Source organism: Octadecabacter temperatus (assembly GCF_001187845.1).
GTDB classification, from domain to species: domain Bacteria; phylum Pseudomonadota; class Alphaproteobacteria; order Rhodobacterales; family Rhodobacteraceae; genus Octadecabacter; species Octadecabacter temperatus.
Map to the genome: position 1 here is coordinate 2,624,701 of NZ_CP012160.1, position 17,182 is coordinate 2,641,882.

Below are 17,182 nucleotides of genomic sequence, written 5' to 3' on the forward strand. Positions count from 1 at the left end.
CCGATCCAATGGTCGAAGACGCAAAAACGCCGGACACGAAGCCCGGCGTTTTCAAGGACTTCAGATCGACCCTTATTGCGAAGTCAGGTCTGCAACCAACGCTTCGTATGCAACGCTTTGTTCAGCACGCATCGCGTCGTATTCAGCACCAGTGATAATCTCGATGTTTTCACCAAGACGGCCCATCATGCGTGTGAACGTCCGGTCTTCGCCCAGCGCAACAAATGCTTCGCTCAACGTCGCAAGAACATCTTCCGGTGTATCAGCAGGTGCAAGAACCACGCGGTGCATGAAGCCAATGTCGCCTTCTACGCCAACTTCGGTGAACGTTGGGATGTCGTCGTAGATGCGTTCAGGGCCTGCCGTTGCAAGAATGCGAACCGTGCCAGCATCGATGTGGCTGGACAGCGAGGAAGGGAAACCCATCGTTACATCAGCGTCGCCGCTAAGCAGTGCCTGAAGAGCTGGCCCGCCACCTTGGTACGGTACAAGGTTCCATTCCATACCAAGCGATTTCATCATCTGTGCGGCCGGCACAAACAGCGCGCCCCAGTTCCCCGAATGCGCCATCTGAATGCCACCTGGATCCGCCTTGGACGCCTCAATCAAATCGTCCATGGTCTGGTAAGGGCTGTCAGCAAGCACGGCCACAGCGATCGGTGCAAAGTTCACACGTGCAACAGTTACGAAATCTTCTGCCGGATCATATGGCAGCGTTTCTACGTGCTGTTGCAGCATGTCGATGTAGTTGTGCGTGAACAAAAGCGTGTAGCCGTCAGCAGGCGCATTCGCGACTTCTTGTGTGCCTTTCTGCCCACCCGCACCTGGCGTCAAACGGACGATCATCGCCTGCTCAAGGTAGGTTGGAATGATGGACGTGATAACACGCGCGTTTAGGTCATGCGAACCACCCGCACCAAGCGGGATCACCATCGTGATCGGCTTTTCAGGGTATTCCGCAAGTGCGGGTGACATGGACGCCGCAATCGCGGTCCCTGTGACAGCCAGCACAGCCAGCGATTTCTTAGCAAAAGTCGTAAACATAGTCTTCTCCCTTAGTTGGTAGCATTTGCCGCGGCGCCTCCCTGCGCCGCGACAATTCGTTTATGTCGTCTTGGGTGAGCCGTAGAGACGTTTCCACAGCAGGTAGCCAATAACGGGGGTGGCGAGCAGAACAGCCAGCGCGCCAATTCGTTCCGTAACGAAGAACCCGACCGGATTACCGCCCGACATGGCCGCGGTCTGGCCGAAGGCGTACTCCATCGATGGCCCTAAGATGAAGCCCATCACCATGGGCATCACATCAAACCTTGCCGACTTAGCGATGATCCCGAACACCCCAAAAGCAACGAGGATCAGCAGGTCGTTTGCGTCGGAACGGAACACATAGGTTCCTGCAAAGGCAAACATGATCACCAGCGGGATGAGGATCGATGTCTTGATCGTCACCAGTCGCGAGAACATCGGAATGGATAGGTATCCGATGACGAGGAAAAGCAGGTTAGCAATGACCATCGCAACGAGGATCGCGAATACGGTCGCGCCCTGCTCTTCAAACAATTGAGGTCCGGGGCGCAGGCCTTGTGCCACAAATGCCCCCAGTAAGATCGCCGTCACGTTGTCGCCCGGAATGCCAAGTGTCAGCAGTGGCACCATTGTCGGGCCATTTACCGCGTTGTTTGCGGCCTCCGCTGCAGCGACGCCTTCCAGCTCGCCTTCGCCAAATGTTTCTGGATGATCAGAGGCGTTCTTCGCTGCGGAGTACCCCATCATGGCGGCAACGATCTGCCCCAAGCCAGGTACAATTCCGACACCTGTACCAATTGCCGTTGAACGGCAGATGGTCTTAAGGCAGCGGCGGAATTCAGCGAATGTCAGACGCTCGCCGACAAGCGCTGCCAACTTGCGGCTCTTTTCATTGCGGATGATGACAGACGCCACTTCTGGCAAAGCAAACACACCGATCAACATTGGCAGCAATGGAATGCCTGACTTCAGCTCAAACAGGCCAAAGGTAAAGCGTTCGACACCACCAAGTGGGTCAGTCCCGATAAAGGACAGCCACAGGCCGAACATCATCATGATCAAGCTTTTAAGCGGGTTAGAACCTGAAGTAGCGGCAATAATCACGAGGCTCATCAACAGCACGGCAAACAGTTCGGGCGGCCCGAATTGCATAACCAAAACGGCGATCGGGAACATCATGATAATGGTGAACATATCACTCGACGTATCGCCCCAGACTGACGCGAACAGCGCCATATCAAGCGCTTTGCGCGATTTGCCCTGTTGGGTGAGCTTATAGCCATCACGCGATGTCGCCACCGCAGCACCTGTGCCCGGCATTGAGATCAAGATCGCGGGAACACTGCCTCCAAAAATGCCGCCTTTGTAGATGCCCAATAGGAATGGAATGCCAACGATTGGCTCAAGGAAAAAGGAGATGGGCAACAGGATCGCCATTGCCATCAAGGTCGTAAACCCAGGCAAAGAACCAACGAGCATTCCGGCGAAAAGGCCGATGCTCATCAGCGCCATCGTGTCGAGGCGCATTGCCATCGCAAAGCCTTCAGCGAACATTTCAAACATTATTAGTGCCCTTGGTCTTGGTGTTATTGATGATCATTCGCCCGCTCCAGTGCCGCCGGAAAGCAGCGATAGAACGCGGGAATAAAACAGTTCGATTGAGTTGAGTTCAGGTAACGAAACCGCCAGCAACTGTGTGGCAGCCAAATAGAGCGCCACAGGTCCAACTATCGCCACAAGCGCGATCTGGATCGGTGATCGCGCACCCATTTGAAGCGAGATCAGCGTCGTTGCGATTGCGGTTGAAATCAAGAAACCGAAAGGCTGCATCGTGAGAGCAAAAAGCGTCAATGTCCCAAAGAGCATCGCTGCACGTACCCATTCTGGACGGCTCATGCCCTCTTCGGGTTCAGCCACAGTGCCAGCGCGGATCATAAAGAACTCGATTCCACACATGACGGCCATCAAGAACAAAACGATGCCAGGAAAGAGCGTCGGTGCAATCGCCGAAAGCGACCGTCCAAACAGCGCTTTGGGTTCAGCAACCAGAAACGACAAGAAGACTAGCGACAATACTGCACCGAGGAATAAGACGACGAGCATCTTAACTTCGGGCGACTTGAAGAGGTTTTTGTTGCTCACAAGATGCCTCCTTCGAAAGTTGAACGTACGGTGTTTTTCATTAGTGCCCGAACCTTGTGCTGTCGGTGAATGTTTCGGTTTGTGAGTGCGGAGCCCCCCTCGCGGCAGCTCCAGTTTCGCTTGAAATTGTCAGCGCTGCCCAGACGAGCAAGGGCAGACAAATGAACGTTAGAGCGGTCGAGACCACGACAGACCCTGCCACTTGTTTGGCGTTCTGTTGAAACCTCTCGGCGAAAACGTAAATCACGATCGCCGTCGGCATAGTCGACAACAAGAACACGATACCTGCGACCGGTCCTTGCAATCCGAGGATCGTAATCGCCATGAACGCGGACGCGAGGCCGAAAAGCAATCTGCCCAGGGCAACCAACAGCGCAGGGCGCAGATCGGCGACCTCGAGCGTCGCAAGCGATGCGCCAAGCAGCATCAACATTGCGGGTATCATCATGCCGCCCAGCAAATCTGTTGCCACCAAAATGACGGAAGGAACCGGAACGCCCGTAAATGTCACGACCAATACGGCTAGTACTGAATAGATGAGCGGTTGGCGTAGCAACGTTTTTGGGTTGATGCTTCCCGAATAGATCCACATGCCCAGCGTATGCTGCATCAGTGCGACGACGAAGAAATACGCGATCCCCAAGCGCAGCCCGTCGGGACCGAAGGCCAAGACCACCAGCGGTAGGCCCATATTTCCCGAATTCGGCATCATCAAAGCTGGAAGGAAGCTGCGTATCGGACCACCCAGCCAAAGAAGTGCAGCGAGCCCCAAAAGCCCGGACACCGAAATGCACACAAGCGCAGCCCCGCCCATGGTCCTGATCGTGTCCGGCGTCACCTGCATCGAGATTAACGTATGAAAGATCAACGCTGGCGTTGCGACCAAGATGACCACAGTACTGAGTGTGCGCGTTTCCAGCCCGACCGACGAACGCCCCATCAAAAACCCGATCAGCGTGATGATGCTGATCGGACCTAGGATTTCTACCATCTGCATCAGCATGACGGGCAGTCCTTATGAGAGTTAGGCTGGGTCGGAGCATTCACTTCACCCTTGAACCTGCGGAACGGTTTCGCCGTTCAGCGTCCAGTTTTCGAACACAACGGTACCGGACTCTTGCAACATTTTCGAAACAGCACAGTACTCACGCAGGACCTCAGAAACCTTTACAGCGCCTTCGCGAGGACCATCAAATTCTGCATTGATATTCAACGTAACAGACGGGAACGGAACATCGATCGGGTTGATCAAACGGGTGCCGTGGCTGTCCATTGTAACGGAGATATCGATATCCATCGACGTGAACGTAATGCCATTTGCAGCGGCAAGTTTATTAGAAATCACATGGGTACATCCCACGAGCCCCATGAACACATACTCAACCGGCATAGGACCTTCATCGGTGCCGCCTCGCTGGATCGGCTCATCGATAATCGCGCTCTTGCCACGGGCCTCCGCGACGGATTGCGTGTTAGAAGTTTGACGCCCAGTGACGGTGAATTTCCAAATCGGCTTCTCTTTGACGGTCGACATATTTGCTTCCTAAACGCGTTTGTTCGCTTTGTATGGGAAAGATGAATAGCGACGGGCGAGAGTGAATTGCGCATGCAAGCCTCTGAAATCCCCCACTAAAGCGCGCTCACCTCCCCAGGAGTACGGCTTTGATCTAAAAAGAATGCAATCTATGAGCCTTCAATGGAAATGCTCTTTTCTCCTAGCTGCCTTCAGGAATGTTGATAGGTCCGTGGCACGTATTTCTTTCAATTTTTCTGAGGGTTAGCATCAGATAACCACATTTGAACGACGGAAAGTCGTTTGCCATGTGTAATGAAATACGCGCCACCACCAAGCACTGCTAAATGTATGAATAGGTAGTCCCTCGATGATCGATCAACCTCACGTTGAATCGCCGATATTGACAAAGCGTTGCGTGAAGTCAGTTGGGATCCAGACCCAAGAAACCAAGGAGGGCGACGACAAAATTGTTAGGTCGATCGAGGTTCATGATGTGTTTGGCTTCAGGCACTACTGAAAACGCGGATCCAGGACAGGCATTCGCCATAACGCGCATCGTGTCGGGCGGCGCCACAGTGTCATTGGCCCCTGCTAGGAAAAGCGTTGGCACGGTCATGCCGCCCAAATGACGTAAATAATCCAAATCGATCAGTGCATTAGCACACCCTCGATAGCCTTCTTCAGTTGTTTTGAGAAAGCTATTGCGCAAGGTCACTTCCCGTTCAGGGTGGCTGCGGCGGGTTTCATCCCCAAACCAAAAACCGACGGTACTCTCCCATACGTCTTCGATTCCACCGCTTTCCAATATAGCCAAACGATTGCGCCAGTTCTGAACGAATGCAAGTGGCGCATCGGCACGCGCGGCACAACATATCACGCGATTGACTCGTTCCGGTGCCGTTAACCCAAGACCAAGCGCTGTCATGCCACCAAGGGACAAACCCATGACTGCGGCTGTTTCGACGCTATGCTGATCCAAGACCCCTATCGCATCCGCGACAAAATCATCAAAAGAAAAGGGTGATGCAGGTGTCGGACTTTGCCCATGACCACGCGCGTCGCATCGGATCACACGATAGTACTGCTCAAGCAGCGGGAGCTGTTGATCCCACATGCCTTGCGTTGCACCCAAACTGTTGAGCAAAAGCAACGCAGGCGCTTCTTCGCGCCCCGAAACGGTAGAATGAAGAGTTTGAGTTGTCACCTGAGCTAGCCCCCTTTGACCCAAAATCTAACGGAAGGCGAGCCTACAGTGGAAATTATATATGATCGCAACAGGCATCAGGAAACCTGATGTCAAAATTTCAGCACTAAGACTCCACGCAAAGGGAAGGGCACCGTGCGATGCGACGTGGTCAGTTGCGACTAAACGGTGCGATTTCCAGTGCAGAGTTCAACTCTTCTTGGAGGATGTCCGCAAACGGTTGCGCTGCGATACTCAACGGGCGTTTACTCGACTCGATGCGCATGTAGTCCACCATAAGTGGCGGATCAGCGAGAGGAGCGACCTTGCGGCGGGTCCCGTCGAGGTCAGGCTGACACATGATACCCGGCAGGATCGTGACCCATTCCGAATTGGCGACAAGCCCTAGCGTTCCGTGCATCGTGTCCAGCTCCATAATGTCGGAAACCTCAATCTGATTCACCATCAAGTAGTTTTCAATCAGTCGCCGCCGTGCATTTGCCTTACCCGGCAGCACCAATCGCAACGGCGACATTTGCTTGAGAAGCGCACCGTTGCTGTTCATCGGAACTTTAAGGCCGGTACCACACACAAGACATTCGCGATCATCCCCCATCCGTTTGGAAACCAAGGACTCTTGAAGTTCAAATGATGCCGGAACAACTGCAAAATCTAACCGTCCTTCAGACACTTCCGCCGCCAATTCACCCGAATAGGCTTCAGAAATGGATAGGCGGACTTCTGGATATTCCTTAGCAAACCGAAGTAATACAGGGGTTAATACAGAACGTGTGAAGGTGGGCATAAGCCCGACATGAATATGCCCAACAACTGACTTCGACAGGGTCTGCAAGCGGTCTTCGGCATGAATGGCCGCAGCCAGAACTTTGACCGCTTCAAGATAAAACGACCGCCCAGCCTCAGTCGGTGTCACCCCGACCGAACTGCGAAGAAACAACGTCACCCCATATCGTTTCTCGATTTGACTAACATGCATTGACAGCCCGGATTGGGTGGCATTCACTTTGTCAGCCGCAGCCGAAAACGAGCCTTGCTCATAGACCGCAGCGAAATATCGAAGTTGCTGTAGTTTCATATTGGGTATCCGATTTTGTTGTGGACAGTATCCAATATTATTTGTGTTTGTGAAGGGTCTAGCTCTGATAATTTGCAAAAATAGTGAAGATGTAAGGGACAATTATTGATGAAACGAATTCTAGAGCAGAAGTGGCTTTGTTCGCTTAATGCAACACCCGGTACAGGTCGTTGAGGCCCCTGCCCCGCCTGTTGGTGGCCCCGAACGGTGCGCGGCGCACCAAGGCCGACCATCCAGAACTACCCCTCACTGATGACGAATTAATTGAGACAACCCGTCTTTGCCGCGAAGCTGGCGCAGACGGCGTCCACATGCACATTCGCGACAAACAAGGCCAGCACCTTCTCGACGCGGGGCGATACCGTGCATTGCTAGACCGGATGGAGGACGCGTTTCCTGACATGTATCTGCAGGTTACATCCGAGTCGGCAGGTCGATACGAGGCCCACGAACAACGAGAGATGATGAAAACGCTACGCCCTCAGTATGTTTCAATAGGCTTGCGTGAATTGGTGCGCCTTCCTGAAGATTGGCCCGAAGCGCGGGACTTTTACCATTGGGCGGCGGACAATGGGGTGGAAATTCAACACATCCTTTATGCGCCTGAAGAAGTGCAGGCCTTTGTTAGCGCCTGCAATTCCGGGCTGATCCCTGGCAAGGCGCATATGATCATCTTCGTTCAAGGTAGCTACGCCAACGGATCTGAGAATGCCGTTGAACTTGAAGCCTACCTAGAGCCGCTTACGCAGGCGGACGGCATGACATTCGATTGGATGGTTTGCGCATTCGGCACCGCTGAGACCGACAGTTTGGTGCGCGCCGCGCAATTGGGTGGCAAGGCGCGCGTGGGTTTTGAAAACTCGCTTTGGAACAAGGATGGAAGCTTGGCCACGGACAACGCTGAGCGGGTGCGCGAAGTCGATGAAGCTACACGCAATATTACGTAACCGTTAGACGTTCTTAGATTAACTTCGCTAAGGTCAGGTTTTGACCTTCTGCCAAACCTGACCTTAGCGGGCGATAATTTGTCGTAGCACTTCGTTGAAGGTCTCAACCTGTGCTTCGCTGAAGTTCTCAAATGTTTCTTTGGCGTGCGCTTCGGCAATGTTCCAACACGCATCAGCCTTCGACCGACCAGCGTCGGTCAAGGCATAGCCAGCACCTGTAGCTTCCGCCAATCCGTTATCGATCAAAGTGTCGAGCGCCACCCGTGTTTCATTGATCGGTGCATGCAGATGAAGAACAAGTTCATCTGCGCTCACACCAGAAAGATCATTCAATACCAGCAATATACGCGACTCAATGAGGCTTAGATCCACCGACTCAAGCTTTGGCTGGTAACGGTCCTGATAGGCCCGAACCGCCCGTAACATCATGAAAAATCCATGATCACGCATCCTGCCTAGACCTTCATCTGCGTCGGGTTTTTCAGGATCAGCCTTCGGGAAGGTTGCCGGATGGTTCAGGACCATCGCATAAGAACCTTGATGGAAACACAGCGGCGAGCGGCCGAAGTCATCAAAGGCCACCACGCGGCCCACGAAGATCCAGTGATCGCCACCGTCCAGCTTGTCATAGGCTTCACATTGAAACCGACCTGCGCAGTTTGGAAAAATTGACGATCCACCGATGCCTTCTTCCCACTCAACACCTGCGAATTTGTCCTCTTGTTGGCGAGCGAAATGGTTCGACATTTCCATTTGGTCTGAGGCGAGAATATTCACGGCGAAATGGGTCGTCTGTTCGAAGATCGCGCAGCTGGGCGTGCCCTTTATACTGCTCCACAAGATCAGAGGCGGGTCCATTGACAGAGAATTAAAACTGCTGGCCGTAACGCCAACGTTGGTCCCATCTGGCCCGCGGGCCGTAATGATCGTTACCCCAGTAGCAAAGTTCCCGAGTGCGCGGCGAAAGGCTTTCGGGTCAATTTCGGTGGCATTGGCAGCAGTTGTCACAGGCTATCTCCCGTTTGGTGGCGCGGCGCCGTTTGTGGCCGCCAAAAGCAAAGCCGCAAATCCGACTTTGCTTGATGTTCAGTATGTATTGTCCGTCGCGTTTAAGACGCAGCGTAGGCCGGTTCGGATTTTGTCGCCTCGTTCAGGATCGGCATGACTTTCTCAGCCATCAGGATCATTCCCTTGCGGCCCAAGTCGTAGTCAGCCCAGTCATGGCCGGCATAAACAAGGTGCTGGAAGGGTCCTGTTTCCTCACGCAGTTCCAAAACCTGATCCGCGACAGAGCTTGGATCGCCATGGATAACCAAACGATCAAGCACGTAGTCCAACGTAACATCGTCATCAGGCATGTTCTGATCCTCTTTAAATAGGTTCAGACGTCCGCCAGAGCGCAACTTGGTAAGAAGCTGCGAATAGTAAAGAACATAAGGACTTCCCGGATCACGTGCATAGGCACGCGCGGTTTCCATATCGTCGGCGACGCAGATATTCTTGGCGACGCGCCAGTCAGAATAATCCGGTGTGATGCCCGCGTTTTCGCAACCTTCCACGTACTTCGGCCAATGGGTCTTAGCCCATTTCGGCAGCAAGAAGTTGGCGGAAATCGGCTGCCAACCACGTTCAGCCATGGCCGTTACGCCCTTCGAGAAAGGCGCCACAGCGGTGCCGATAATCGGAGGATGTGGATCTTGGTAAGGCTTCATAATGTCGCCTTGACCAATCTCGCGCATCATCGTGTTTTCCGTGGAAACCTCCCAGAATTCGCCCTTCAAGTTGTACGGCGCTTCACCAGCCCAAATATCCAACACCATGTTGATGCATTCTAGGAACATCGCGTTGCGGTCCCTTTTTAGGTTCCCGAAAACTTCGGCATCCGACATCAGACCACCTGGGGAAATCCCGAAATTCAGACGGCCTTCCAACATGTGGTCCAGCATCGCAATTTCGGCTGCGACACGGGCTGGATGTGAGTTAGGCATGTTAACCGTACCTGTACCCAAACGGATGTTCTTCGTCTCGTACGCAAGGCTGGCCAAGAATGCGACGGTCGATGTGATGATCTCGGCCTGATCGGTGGTGTGTTCCCCGCAATAGGCTTCTGCGAACCCCAGCTTGTCCGCGAGGATGAACGCTTCGCGATCCTCGGCAAGGCTTTTGCTAAATGGCTTACCGAGCGGGTGGATCGGCATCGTAAAGAATGACAGCTTCATTGGGGTCTCCTTGGCTTCATCAACATTGTGAAGCAATGGAGCCAGCCAAAAAACTGAAACTTTCTGATGTTTCCTATCTTGTTAATTGATAGCAATCAAAACCACAGCGCGGCACCCGCATTCCGTGTGGTGCTCTCGACATTGAAACTTAGTCACGTGATGCAAGAAAACCGGCTCTCCGCCACTTCAATTCACCGCAAAAATCAGTATCGCCCTAAAATCATTAACATTTGTCAGAGTGGGGCCAGTCACAATCTGCCCAGCGACTACATCGAAGAAGTTATGGGCATCATTGTCGGCAAGCGCGGCGCTTGGGGAAATTCCAACATCTTGCGCGGCGCGAAGCGTTTGCGGGCCAGAAAAAGCCCCAGCAACCTCAGCCGCTCCGTCCACTCCGTCAGTGTCACAAGCAAGAATATGTATACCTTCTTGCCCGTTTAACGCGATAGCGGCAGCCAGTGCGAACTCTGCGTTCGGCCCGCCGATTCCATTGCCCCTGCGCGTGACGGTGCATTCGCCACCCGAAAGCAGCAAGATCGGCTTAGCCGTTTTCGTCATTTCCGATTGCAGTTTCACCGCATACTGCGCTTGCTCGACCCCTAGGTCACGCGCCTCACCCTCAAGCGCATCACCCAGTTGTCGAACGTCTAGACCCGCCATTTCGGCCAGTGACGCAGCGGCCGAAAGCGAATGAGAGGGCGCTGCAATTATTCTGGTTTCGGCATACGCCAACCGCGTGTCATCCGGTGCGACAACCCCAGACCCCGCTGCAATCACAGCACCAACATGCGGCGGCATTGTAATGTTATGCTGCTCAATAATGTCCAAGGCATCTTGCGCAGCGCTGTTCTCGCCCACGGTTGGCCCAGAAGCGATCTCACTTGGGTCATCACCTGGCACATCGGAAATCAACAACGTCAGCAGCTTCGCTGGGTAGCAAGCAGCGGCCAACTGCCCGCCCTTTACGCGGCTAAGATGTTTTCGCACGATGTTCACCTCGGAAATCGGCGCACCGGATGCTAGCAGAGCACGATTAACAGCGATCTTGTCCTCCAGCGTAAGTCCTTCGCCTGGGGCACACAGCAAAGCCGAACCACCACCAGAAATGAGCGCGATCACGACATCGTCTGCATCTAAATTGGACACCATTTTCAACATTCGAACCGTCGCTGTCTCCCCTGCAGCATCAGGAACCGGGTGGGCCGCCTGCACGATCTCGATCCCTTGCGTCGGGCGGTCATAGCCATATCGCGTGATGACCAATCCCTCACACGGACCGTAGTGCGCTTCGACCGCTTCGGCCATTCGTGCGCTAGCTTTCCCAGCACATATGACGATGAAGCGGCCGTTGGGGCGTTTCGGCAAATGCGTCTTAACGACACGTATCGGGTCGGCTACGGCAACCGCTTCGGAAAATAAAGTTGTCAGGAATTCTTTTGGATAGGTTTGGATATCAGTCACGCTTCAGGCCAGCCAAGTCTGGTAGTCGCTGACCAACAAATGGGATGGATCAACATCTTCATCGATCGAAGAAAAGCGCCCGATTGGGTCGCGAAAAATATTGTCAGTTTCATCGTCATTTACCGTCGAAACCTCGCCAATCAACACGTCACCCCCGTCGCCCCAAAAAGCGTGCCAGTCACCGGGCATCAAGGTAACGCTTTCACCAGGCGCGAGGCGCAATTTCTCACCCGCGGTAAAGTTACGCTGTATTCCATCGCGTAGAACACTGCCGCCCTCAGTTTCGTCGAAATCCCCCTGCGCATCTGAACCATAAAGCTCAACGATTAGGGTCGCTCCACCACGGTTAATGATGTCTTCAGCTTTGATAACATGGGTATGCATCGGGCTAAGTTGATCCTTCTTTGAGATCAACAATTTCTCAGCGTAACACATGCCTCCGCCACGCTGCAGGTCCGCCAAACGGCCATTGCGCAGCGTGAACAAGAACAGCCCCATTTTGTCGAAATCACCATCGCCATAGTCAGTGATGTCCCAACCACAACGCGCGTCGATAACGTTTTTGGCGATATCTTTGCGGGACTTGAATTCGTCAAGCGTCCAATAGGCGAACGGTGGCAATGCGAAACCGTACTTCCGCATCATTTCATCGGATTCAGCAATGATGTCGTTAATGCGTGAGCGTTTCATCTGTCACTTCTCCTAGGGCTTTATCAATTGCAGCAAGCGTTCGAACACTCGCGCCACCGTGTTCTGCAAGGAACGCTTCGATCCGCGCAACGTTGACTGTCGTTGGCTTGGAAAGTGCCGCCAACAGCGCTTGTTGATCGGGCAAGCTGACCGCAACACCTGCAGCCTCGGCCTCGCAAAACGGGTACTCGATTGTCCAGACGTAGGGGCCAGTCAACACGGGTTTCATGAGCATTAGTGGTTCAATGATGTTATGCGATCCATTTTTCGTAAAACCGCCGCCAACGACAACGCGATCTGCCAAAGCGAGATAGAAATACATCTCTCCAAGACTGTCGCCAACAAGAACGTCAGTGCCCTCGAGTTCTGCGACCTGCTCCAACTTCGAATCAAATAAATCGCTACGCCGACGAACGGTGAGGTCAGCTTGCTTTAACCCGTCTGCGACCGCATCGAAACGCTCAGGTGCGCGCGGCACATAGACGATGAGCGGAGACGGCTTATCTAACGCACGCGCTTGTTCGACTAACTTCGTCACAACATCAATGAAAAGCTGCTCTTCACCTTCCACACCGCTTGCAATCGTCACGACCTCACGTCCTGAAGCTAAGGATGGGCGCGATCGTTGAGCTGCTTCAAGAAGCGCAGGTGGAACGGGTTGATCGAAACGCAATTCTCCTGTCGCGGTGACGTTTTCAAGGCCCACAGAGGCGAAGCGTTCTGCTTGGATCGACGACTTCACAAAGCCCCCTGCAAACCCCTTGATAATACGCTGCCGAAGTCGCAATCCCTTGCTGTCACGCGCCAATGGAAGCGTTCCATAAATCGAGTTGCACATGTAAAGCGGAATGCCCACCCTTTTGGCCGCGAAAATCATTGCGGGCCAAATCTCCACTTCCAACGTCAAGCCAATCTTAGGGCGACACGCATTGAAAAAGCGCCGGTAGCACCATCGCATATCAAAAGGCACCCAAATTGCCGCAAGCTGGCCAGTGGAAATTTCAGCGCTGAACTGATGCTCGGCCTCACGCCGCCCTGCCGGTGTAAAATGGGTCAGCACGACCTTGTCACCGCGTGCAAGCGCGAGCTTTATCAACGCCAAAGCCGATCTTGTTTCCCCCAAACTTACTGCATGGAACCATATTGCGTCTTGCGGGAGGGGTGTGCGGTAAAAGCCAAAACGTTCAGCGATCTTTCCTGCGTAATCAGGATCGCGCCTCCCCCGTCGCCAGAGGTAAATCAAGACGAGTGGAAGCAGTGGAATCCATAGCAAGCGATAGAAAACAAGAAACAAATTGAGTATCACAGCACCGACCTTTGCAAACCTTCAAAATCATGTGCGAGCAAACTAATCATACTTCTATTTTCGCATGACCTCGGAGTGTTTGCCAGCCGCTAAGTTGCTTCAGCTAAATGCTGTTTACTGCCATGTTAGAAAATGTCGAAACGGGTTTCTCCAACCCACGACTTTTGCTGAAAATTCTCAAACTCCAGTGGGTAGAAAATCGAAATCCTTTTTTCGCTACAACAATTTCGCATTCACTCAAGCACTAGGCTATTTATCTTGAAACGGATGTACCGTTCCTACATTTGCCCTAATAATTAACTGAACCCTTGCCGTCCTTTGCATAGGAAATAAAATGAACATTCAAACCGACTGGGTCGAGCGTTTTCCGGGGCTATCTCGTCTGGAACCGCCGATTAAAGAACTGCTGCTTAGCAGAAGCGTGATCGTTGACGTCCCAAGCGGGACAACATTGTTTGGGCCAGGGAATTCCCCCGAAAACATGCTGTTCCTTTTGGATGGAACTGTGCGTGTCCAACAGGTGTCAGACACCGGACATGAAATCGTGCTGTACCGCATCCATGCAGGGCAAAGCTGCGTTTTGACGACGGCATGTTTGCTTGCCTATGAAGACTATGCAGCGGACGGTATCGCGGAAACCACGGTTCAGGCAGCCGCCGTACCGCGCGAGGTATTCGATGACCTTGTGGCGCAATCTAAGTCATTCCGCGACTTTGTATTTGCCGCTTTTGCCAAACGTATCACCGACCTGTTTCGCATGATTGATGAGGTTGCATTTCAGCGTTTGGATGTACGCCTCGCAGATAAACTTGTTAACCTTGCTAACAGTGACAACGTCGTTAAAACAACCCACCAGAAGCTTTCCGTCGAATTGGGAACAGCGCGTGAAGTCGTTTCCCGTCAGCTGCAGGAATTTCAACGTCGCGGCTGGATCGAACAAGCCCGCGGTCGCGTAAGCTTGCTCGATATGACCCAACTTAAGACGCTGGCCAATCACAATACCTGAATGAGTTTTCAACTTGGTGACAATATCACCGTCGTTTTCTGCCCGTTACGCTATGTTTGACTTAATCACTCATAGGAGACGACGAAATGACTGCAAATATTGGCTCAATTGATCGCACGGTTCGAATCATTCTAGGCATTGTGCTGCTGGCCGCGCCCTTCCTTAGCGGGATGGCATTGTTTGATTCCACAACCGCGACCGTAATTTCCGTGATCGCCGGTATCGTAATGTTGGCAACGTCCTCCATGCGCTTTTGCCCGCTTTACCGCATCTTCGGCATTCGGACGTGCAAGCTATGATTGAGACAGCTTTCACTCCTTATGCGTCACTCGGTGGCGGGATCTTGATTGGTCTTGCATCTGTGGCATTGATGGCCGTTGCTGGCCGCATCATGGGCGCGACCGGCATTCTCGCTGGCCTCTTTCAACCGTCCAGTTTTTCGGACTGGTCATGGCGCGCTGTCGTCGTGGCGGGCATGATCGCTGGCCCACTTGTTGTGATGTTGTTCACCGGTGAAATGCCTGCTGTTCAGGTGCCTGTCTCGACGACCATGCTGATTATTGGCGGTTTCATCGTCGGTGTCGGCGTCACGTTTGGTGGCGGTTGTACGTCTGGCCACGGTGTTTGTGGCATGGCGCGGATCTCGCCCCGCTCAATTGTCGCCACCATCACCTTTATGATTGCCACAATCATTACAGTTTACGTGGTCCGCCACATCTTCGGAGTTTAAACATGCGCCTTATTTTACTTTTCCTAATCGGCCTCGTGTTCGGTGTTGGCATTTCAATCGGCGGCATGGCGAACCCCGCCAAAGTCGTTAACTTCTTTGATTTCGCAGGAACATGGGACCCAAGCCTGATCTTTGTGATGGCCGGCGCTGTTGTCGTGACCTTCATCGGCTACCGCTTTGTTCTTAAACGCCCAGCTCCAATAATGGACGTGAAGTTTTATCTACCAACACGCCGTGATCTTGACCTACCACTCATTGCTGGCTCCGCTGCGTTTGGCGTGGGCTGGGGGATTGCAGGGTTCTGCCCTGGTGGTGCGCTACCTGCGCTCGGCACTGGCCGCTCGGAAGTATTCATCTTTGTTGGCGCATTACTCGCTGGCATCTTCACGGCTAAATTTCTTCAATCCGCCCTCGCTAAACGGGCATCCGCACAAGCATAAAGAATGGGAGTTTTCCAAATGGCCTACCCAATCGACCTGACTGTAAAACCCTATGTTTCCGCTCATTTTGATGAGATGACGAACACGATCACGTACATCGTGAAAGACCCGAACAGCGACCATTGCGCAGTCATCGATAGCGTGATGGACATCGACTACGCCGCGGGTCGCATCACATATGAGGCCGCCGACCGTCTCATCGCTGAGATCAAAGAACGTGGCCTTACGCTGGATTGGATCATCGAGACCCACGTCCACGCTGACCACCTTAGCGCTGCGCCTTACATCCAAGATAAACTTGGCGGCAAGATCGGCGTTGGTGAGAAGATTATGGTTGTTCAGGAAACCTTCGGTAAGGTTTTCAACGAAGGCACTGAATTCGAACGTGACGGGTCGCAGTTTGACGCACTGTTTAAGGATGGCGACACGTATATGATCGGTGGCATGCAGGCATTTGCAATGTACACGCCGGGCCACACACCAGCTTGTATGGTGCATGTAGTAGGCAACGCCGCTTTCGCTGGTGACACCTTGTTCATGCCTGATGGCGGCTCTGCACGCGCTGACTTCCCAGGTGGTGACGCAGCTGAGCTTTACGACAGCATCATGAAGGTGCTGTCCCTGCCTGATGAGACACGCCTTTTCATGTGCCACGACTACGGTCCGAACGGTCGTGCGATCGAATGGGAAACCACGGTCGCCGAGCAAAAGGCCGAGAACATCCACGTTGGCGGTGACAAAACCCGCGAGGATTTCATCAAGTTCCGCACGGAACGGGACGCCCAACTGGCGATGCCAAAACTGATCATCCCGTCCCTGCAGGTCAACATGCGTGCAGGTGAAATCCCGAAAGACAAAGACGGAAACCCCGTCCTGAAAGTACCCGTCAACGGTCTGTAACCAGCTGAGACGAAGGAGATTCCAATGTCTAATCACACAACAATCGACAATCTAAACAAAGCCCTTCAGATGGAGATGACAGCCTCCCATCAATACCAACTTCATGCCCACGTGCTTGATGACTGGGGCCTTGATAAACTGGCCGCTAAAATGCGCGAAGAACAGGCCGAAGAGATCGGTCATTCCGATATGTTCATAGAACGCATTTTGTTTCTGAAGGGCGACCCTGAAATTGCTTTTGCGAACGCCCCAAAACGGGCGAGCAATTTGAAAGAAATGTTCAAGGCAGATCTGGCCGACGAGGAAGAAGCCGTCGAATTTTACTTGAAGGCTGCAAGACAGGCTTACGACGAAAACGACGTCGGTTCGCGCACCTTATTCGAGACCATCGCGTTGGGTGAGGAGGGCCACAAAGCTTGGCTTGAGCTGCAACTCGAACTTCTCACGCGATTGGGTGAACAAGCCTACAGCGCAACCCTTGTTTCTTCGCCAGTCATTGGCGGGGAAACTGCCTAAACCA

At 53.1% G+C, this 17,182-nt stretch carries 19 protein-coding genes; 7 read left to right on the forward strand and 12 right to left on the reverse strand.

What is annotated here, in order from left to right; genetic code table 11:
• Positions 1 to 72: 72 nt before the first annotated feature.
• From OSB_RS13145 to OSB_RS13175, 7 genes are all read right to left on the reverse strand, one after another.
• Positions 73 to 1,044, reverse strand: coding sequence for a Bug family tripartite tricarboxylate transporter substrate binding protein (locus OSB_RS13145; protein ID WP_049835424.1), 972 nt, complete (start codon positions 1,042 to 1,044; stop codon positions 73 to 75).
• Positions 1,045 to 1,104: 60 nt separating this feature from the next.
• Entirely contained in the window at positions 1,105 to 2,589 is a 1,485-nt protein-coding gene (locus OSB_RS13150) for a tripartite tricarboxylate transporter permease (protein ID WP_049835425.1), read from the reverse strand.
• Positions 2,590 to 2,622: 33 nt separating this feature from the next.
• The gene (locus OSB_RS13155) at positions 2,623 to 3,168 is read right to left on the reverse strand and encodes a tripartite tricarboxylate transporter TctB family protein (RefSeq protein WP_049835426.1); all 546 of its coding nucleotides are present in this window, start codon (positions 3,166 to 3,168) and stop codon (positions 2,623 to 2,625) included.
• 40 nt (positions 3,169 to 3,208) lie between these two features.
• Positions 3,209 to 4,171: an AEC family transporter gene (locus tag OSB_RS13160; RefSeq protein ID WP_049835427.1), complete on the reverse strand. Its 963-nt coding sequence runs from the start codon at positions 4,169 to 4,171 to the stop codon at positions 3,209 to 3,211.
• Between the two features lie 45 nt (positions 4,172 to 4,216).
• The gene (locus OSB_RS13165) at positions 4,217 to 4,702 is read right to left on the reverse strand and encodes an OsmC family protein (protein WP_049835428.1); all 486 of its coding nucleotides are present in this window, start codon (positions 4,700 to 4,702) and stop codon (positions 4,217 to 4,219) included.
• Between the two features lie 403 nt (positions 4,703 to 5,105).
• Positions 5,106 to 5,888 (reverse strand): alpha/beta fold hydrolase, encoded by a 783-nt coding sequence (locus OSB_RS13170; RefSeq protein ID WP_049835429.1) that lies wholly within the window; start codon positions 5,886 to 5,888, stop codon positions 5,106 to 5,108.
• Between the two features lie 151 nt (positions 5,889 to 6,039).
• On the reverse strand, positions 6,040 to 6,963 hold the full coding sequence (locus OSB_RS13175) for a LysR family transcriptional regulator (protein WP_049835430.1): 924 nt from the start codon (positions 6,961 to 6,963) through the stop codon (positions 6,040 to 6,042).
• A 170-nt stretch (positions 6,964 to 7,133) separates the two neighbouring features.
• Here OSB_RS13175 and OSB_RS13180 point away from each other — a divergent pair, with 170 nt between their 5' ends.
• Positions 7,134 to 7,910 (forward strand): beta-keto acid cleavage family enzyme, encoded by a 777-nt coding sequence (locus OSB_RS13180; RefSeq protein ID WP_074202298.1) that lies wholly within the window; start codon positions 7,134 to 7,136, stop codon positions 7,908 to 7,910.
• A 63-nt stretch (positions 7,911 to 7,973) separates the two neighbouring features.
• On the opposite strand, the gene OSB_RS13185 is transcribed toward OSB_RS13180, so the two are convergent.
• From OSB_RS13185 to OSB_RS13205, 5 genes are all read right to left on the reverse strand, one after another.
• Positions 7,974 to 8,918, reverse strand: coding sequence for a p-hydroxyphenylacetate 3-hydroxylase reductase component (locus OSB_RS13185; protein ID WP_049835432.1), 945 nt, complete (start codon positions 8,916 to 8,918; stop codon positions 7,974 to 7,976).
• A gap of 101 nt (positions 8,919 to 9,019) precedes the next feature.
• Positions 9,020 to 10,129 carry an LLM class flavin-dependent oxidoreductase gene (locus tag OSB_RS13190; RefSeq protein WP_049835433.1) on the reverse strand — a complete coding sequence of 370 codons (1,110 nt, stop codon included), beginning with the start codon at positions 10,127 to 10,129 and terminating at the stop codon, positions 9,020 to 9,022.
• Positions 10,130 to 10,315: 186 nt separating this feature from the next.
• Complete coding sequence (locus tag OSB_RS13195; protein WP_082166533.1) at positions 10,316 to 11,581, reverse strand: glycerate kinase type-2 family protein; 1,266 nt, start codon at positions 11,579 to 11,581, stop codon at positions 10,316 to 10,318.
• Between the two features lie 12 nt (positions 11,582 to 11,593).
• Positions 11,594 to 12,280, reverse strand: coding sequence for a D-lyxose/D-mannose family sugar isomerase (locus tag OSB_RS13200; protein ID WP_049835435.1), 687 nt, complete (start codon positions 12,278 to 12,280; stop codon positions 11,594 to 11,596).
• The gene (locus tag OSB_RS13205; RefSeq protein ID WP_234967425.1) at positions 12,261 to 13,586 is read right to left on the reverse strand and encodes a 3-deoxy-D-manno-octulosonic acid transferase; all 1,326 of its coding nucleotides are present in this window, start codon (positions 13,584 to 13,586) and stop codon (positions 12,261 to 12,263) included. Before OSB_RS13205 ends, OSB_RS13200 begins: the two co-directional genes overlap by 20 nt.
• Before the next feature lie 334 nt (positions 13,587 to 13,920).
• On the opposite strand from OSB_RS13205, the gene OSB_RS13210 reads away from it, so the two are divergent.
• The 6 genes from OSB_RS13210 (at position 13,921) to OSB_RS13235 (ending at position 17,178) form a co-directional block, all read left to right on the forward strand.
• The gene (locus OSB_RS13210; RefSeq protein ID WP_049835436.1) at positions 13,921 to 14,592 is read left to right on the forward strand and encodes a Crp/Fnr family transcriptional regulator; all 672 of its coding nucleotides are present in this window, start codon (positions 13,921 to 13,923) and stop codon (positions 14,590 to 14,592) included.
• 86 nt (positions 14,593 to 14,678) lie between these two features.
• Positions 14,679 to 14,891, forward strand: coding sequence for a YgaP family membrane protein (locus OSB_RS13215; RefSeq protein WP_049835437.1), 213 nt, complete (start codon positions 14,679 to 14,681; stop codon positions 14,889 to 14,891).
• A complete protein-coding gene (locus OSB_RS13220; RefSeq protein WP_049835438.1) occupies positions 14,888 to 15,322 on the forward strand; it encodes a YeeE/YedE family protein in 435 nt (144 codons plus the stop codon). Before OSB_RS13215 ends, OSB_RS13220 begins: the two co-directional genes overlap by 4 nt.
• A 2-nt stretch (positions 15,323 to 15,324) precedes the next feature.
• Positions 15,325 to 15,762 (forward strand): DUF6691 family protein, encoded by a 438-nt coding sequence (locus OSB_RS13225; protein WP_049835439.1) that lies wholly within the window; start codon positions 15,325 to 15,327, stop codon positions 15,760 to 15,762.
• A gap of 18 nt (positions 15,763 to 15,780) precedes the next feature.
• The gene (locus OSB_RS13230; protein ID WP_049835440.1) at positions 15,781 to 16,662 is read left to right on the forward strand and encodes an MBL fold metallo-hydrolase; all 882 of its coding nucleotides are present in this window, start codon (positions 15,781 to 15,783) and stop codon (positions 16,660 to 16,662) included.
• Positions 16,663 to 16,686: 24 nt separating this feature from the next.
• Positions 16,687 to 17,178, forward strand: coding sequence for a bacterioferritin (locus OSB_RS13235; RefSeq protein ID WP_049835441.1), 492 nt, complete (start codon positions 16,687 to 16,689; stop codon positions 17,176 to 17,178).
• Positions 17,179 to 17,182: the final 4 nt, after the last annotated feature.

Bases quoted from the DNA above. Each gene is read 5' to 3' on its own strand.
- OSB_RS13145 (WP_049835424.1), bottom strand. From the start codon at position 1,044: ATGTTTACGACTTTTGCTAAGAAATCGCTGGCTGTGCTGGCTGTCACA.
- OSB_RS13150 (WP_049835425.1), bottom strand. From the start codon at position 2,589: ATGTTTGAAATGTTCGCTGAAGGCTTTGCGATGGCAATGCGCCTCGAC.
- OSB_RS13160 (WP_049835427.1), bottom strand. From the start codon at position 4,171: ATGCTGATGCAGATGGTAGAAATCCTAGGTCCGATCAGCATCATCACG.
- OSB_RS13165 (WP_049835428.1), bottom strand. From the start codon at position 4,702: ATGTCGACCGTCAAAGAGAAGCCGATTTGGAAATTCACCGTCACTGGG.
- OSB_RS13175 (WP_049835430.1), bottom strand. From the start codon at position 6,963: ATGAAACTACAGCAACTTCGATATTTCGCTGCGGTCTATGAGCAAGGC.
- OSB_RS13190 (WP_049835433.1), bottom strand. From the start codon at position 10,129: ATGAAGCTGTCATTCTTTACGATGCCGATCCACCCGCTCGGTAAGCCA.
- OSB_RS13200 (WP_049835435.1), bottom strand. From the start codon at position 12,280: ATGAAACGCTCACGCATTAACGACATCATTGCTGAATCCGATGAAATG.
- OSB_RS13210 (WP_049835436.1), top strand. From the start codon at position 13,921: ATGAACATTCAAACCGACTGGGTCGAGCGTTTTCCGGGGCTATCTCGT.
- OSB_RS13215 (WP_049835437.1), top strand. From the start codon at position 14,679: ATGACTGCAAATATTGGCTCAATTGATCGCACGGTTCGAATCATTCTA.
- OSB_RS13220 (WP_049835438.1), top strand. From the start codon at position 14,888: ATGATTGAGACAGCTTTCACTCCTTATGCGTCACTCGGTGGCGGGATC.
- OSB_RS13225 (WP_049835439.1), top strand. From the start codon at position 15,325: ATGCGCCTTATTTTACTTTTCCTAATCGGCCTCGTGTTCGGTGTTGGC.
- OSB_RS13230 (WP_049835440.1), top strand. From the start codon at position 15,781: ATGGCCTACCCAATCGACCTGACTGTAAAACCCTATGTTTCCGCTCAT.
- OSB_RS13235 (WP_049835441.1), top strand. From the start codon at position 16,687: ATGTCTAATCACACAACAATCGACAATCTAAACAAAGCCCTTCAGATG.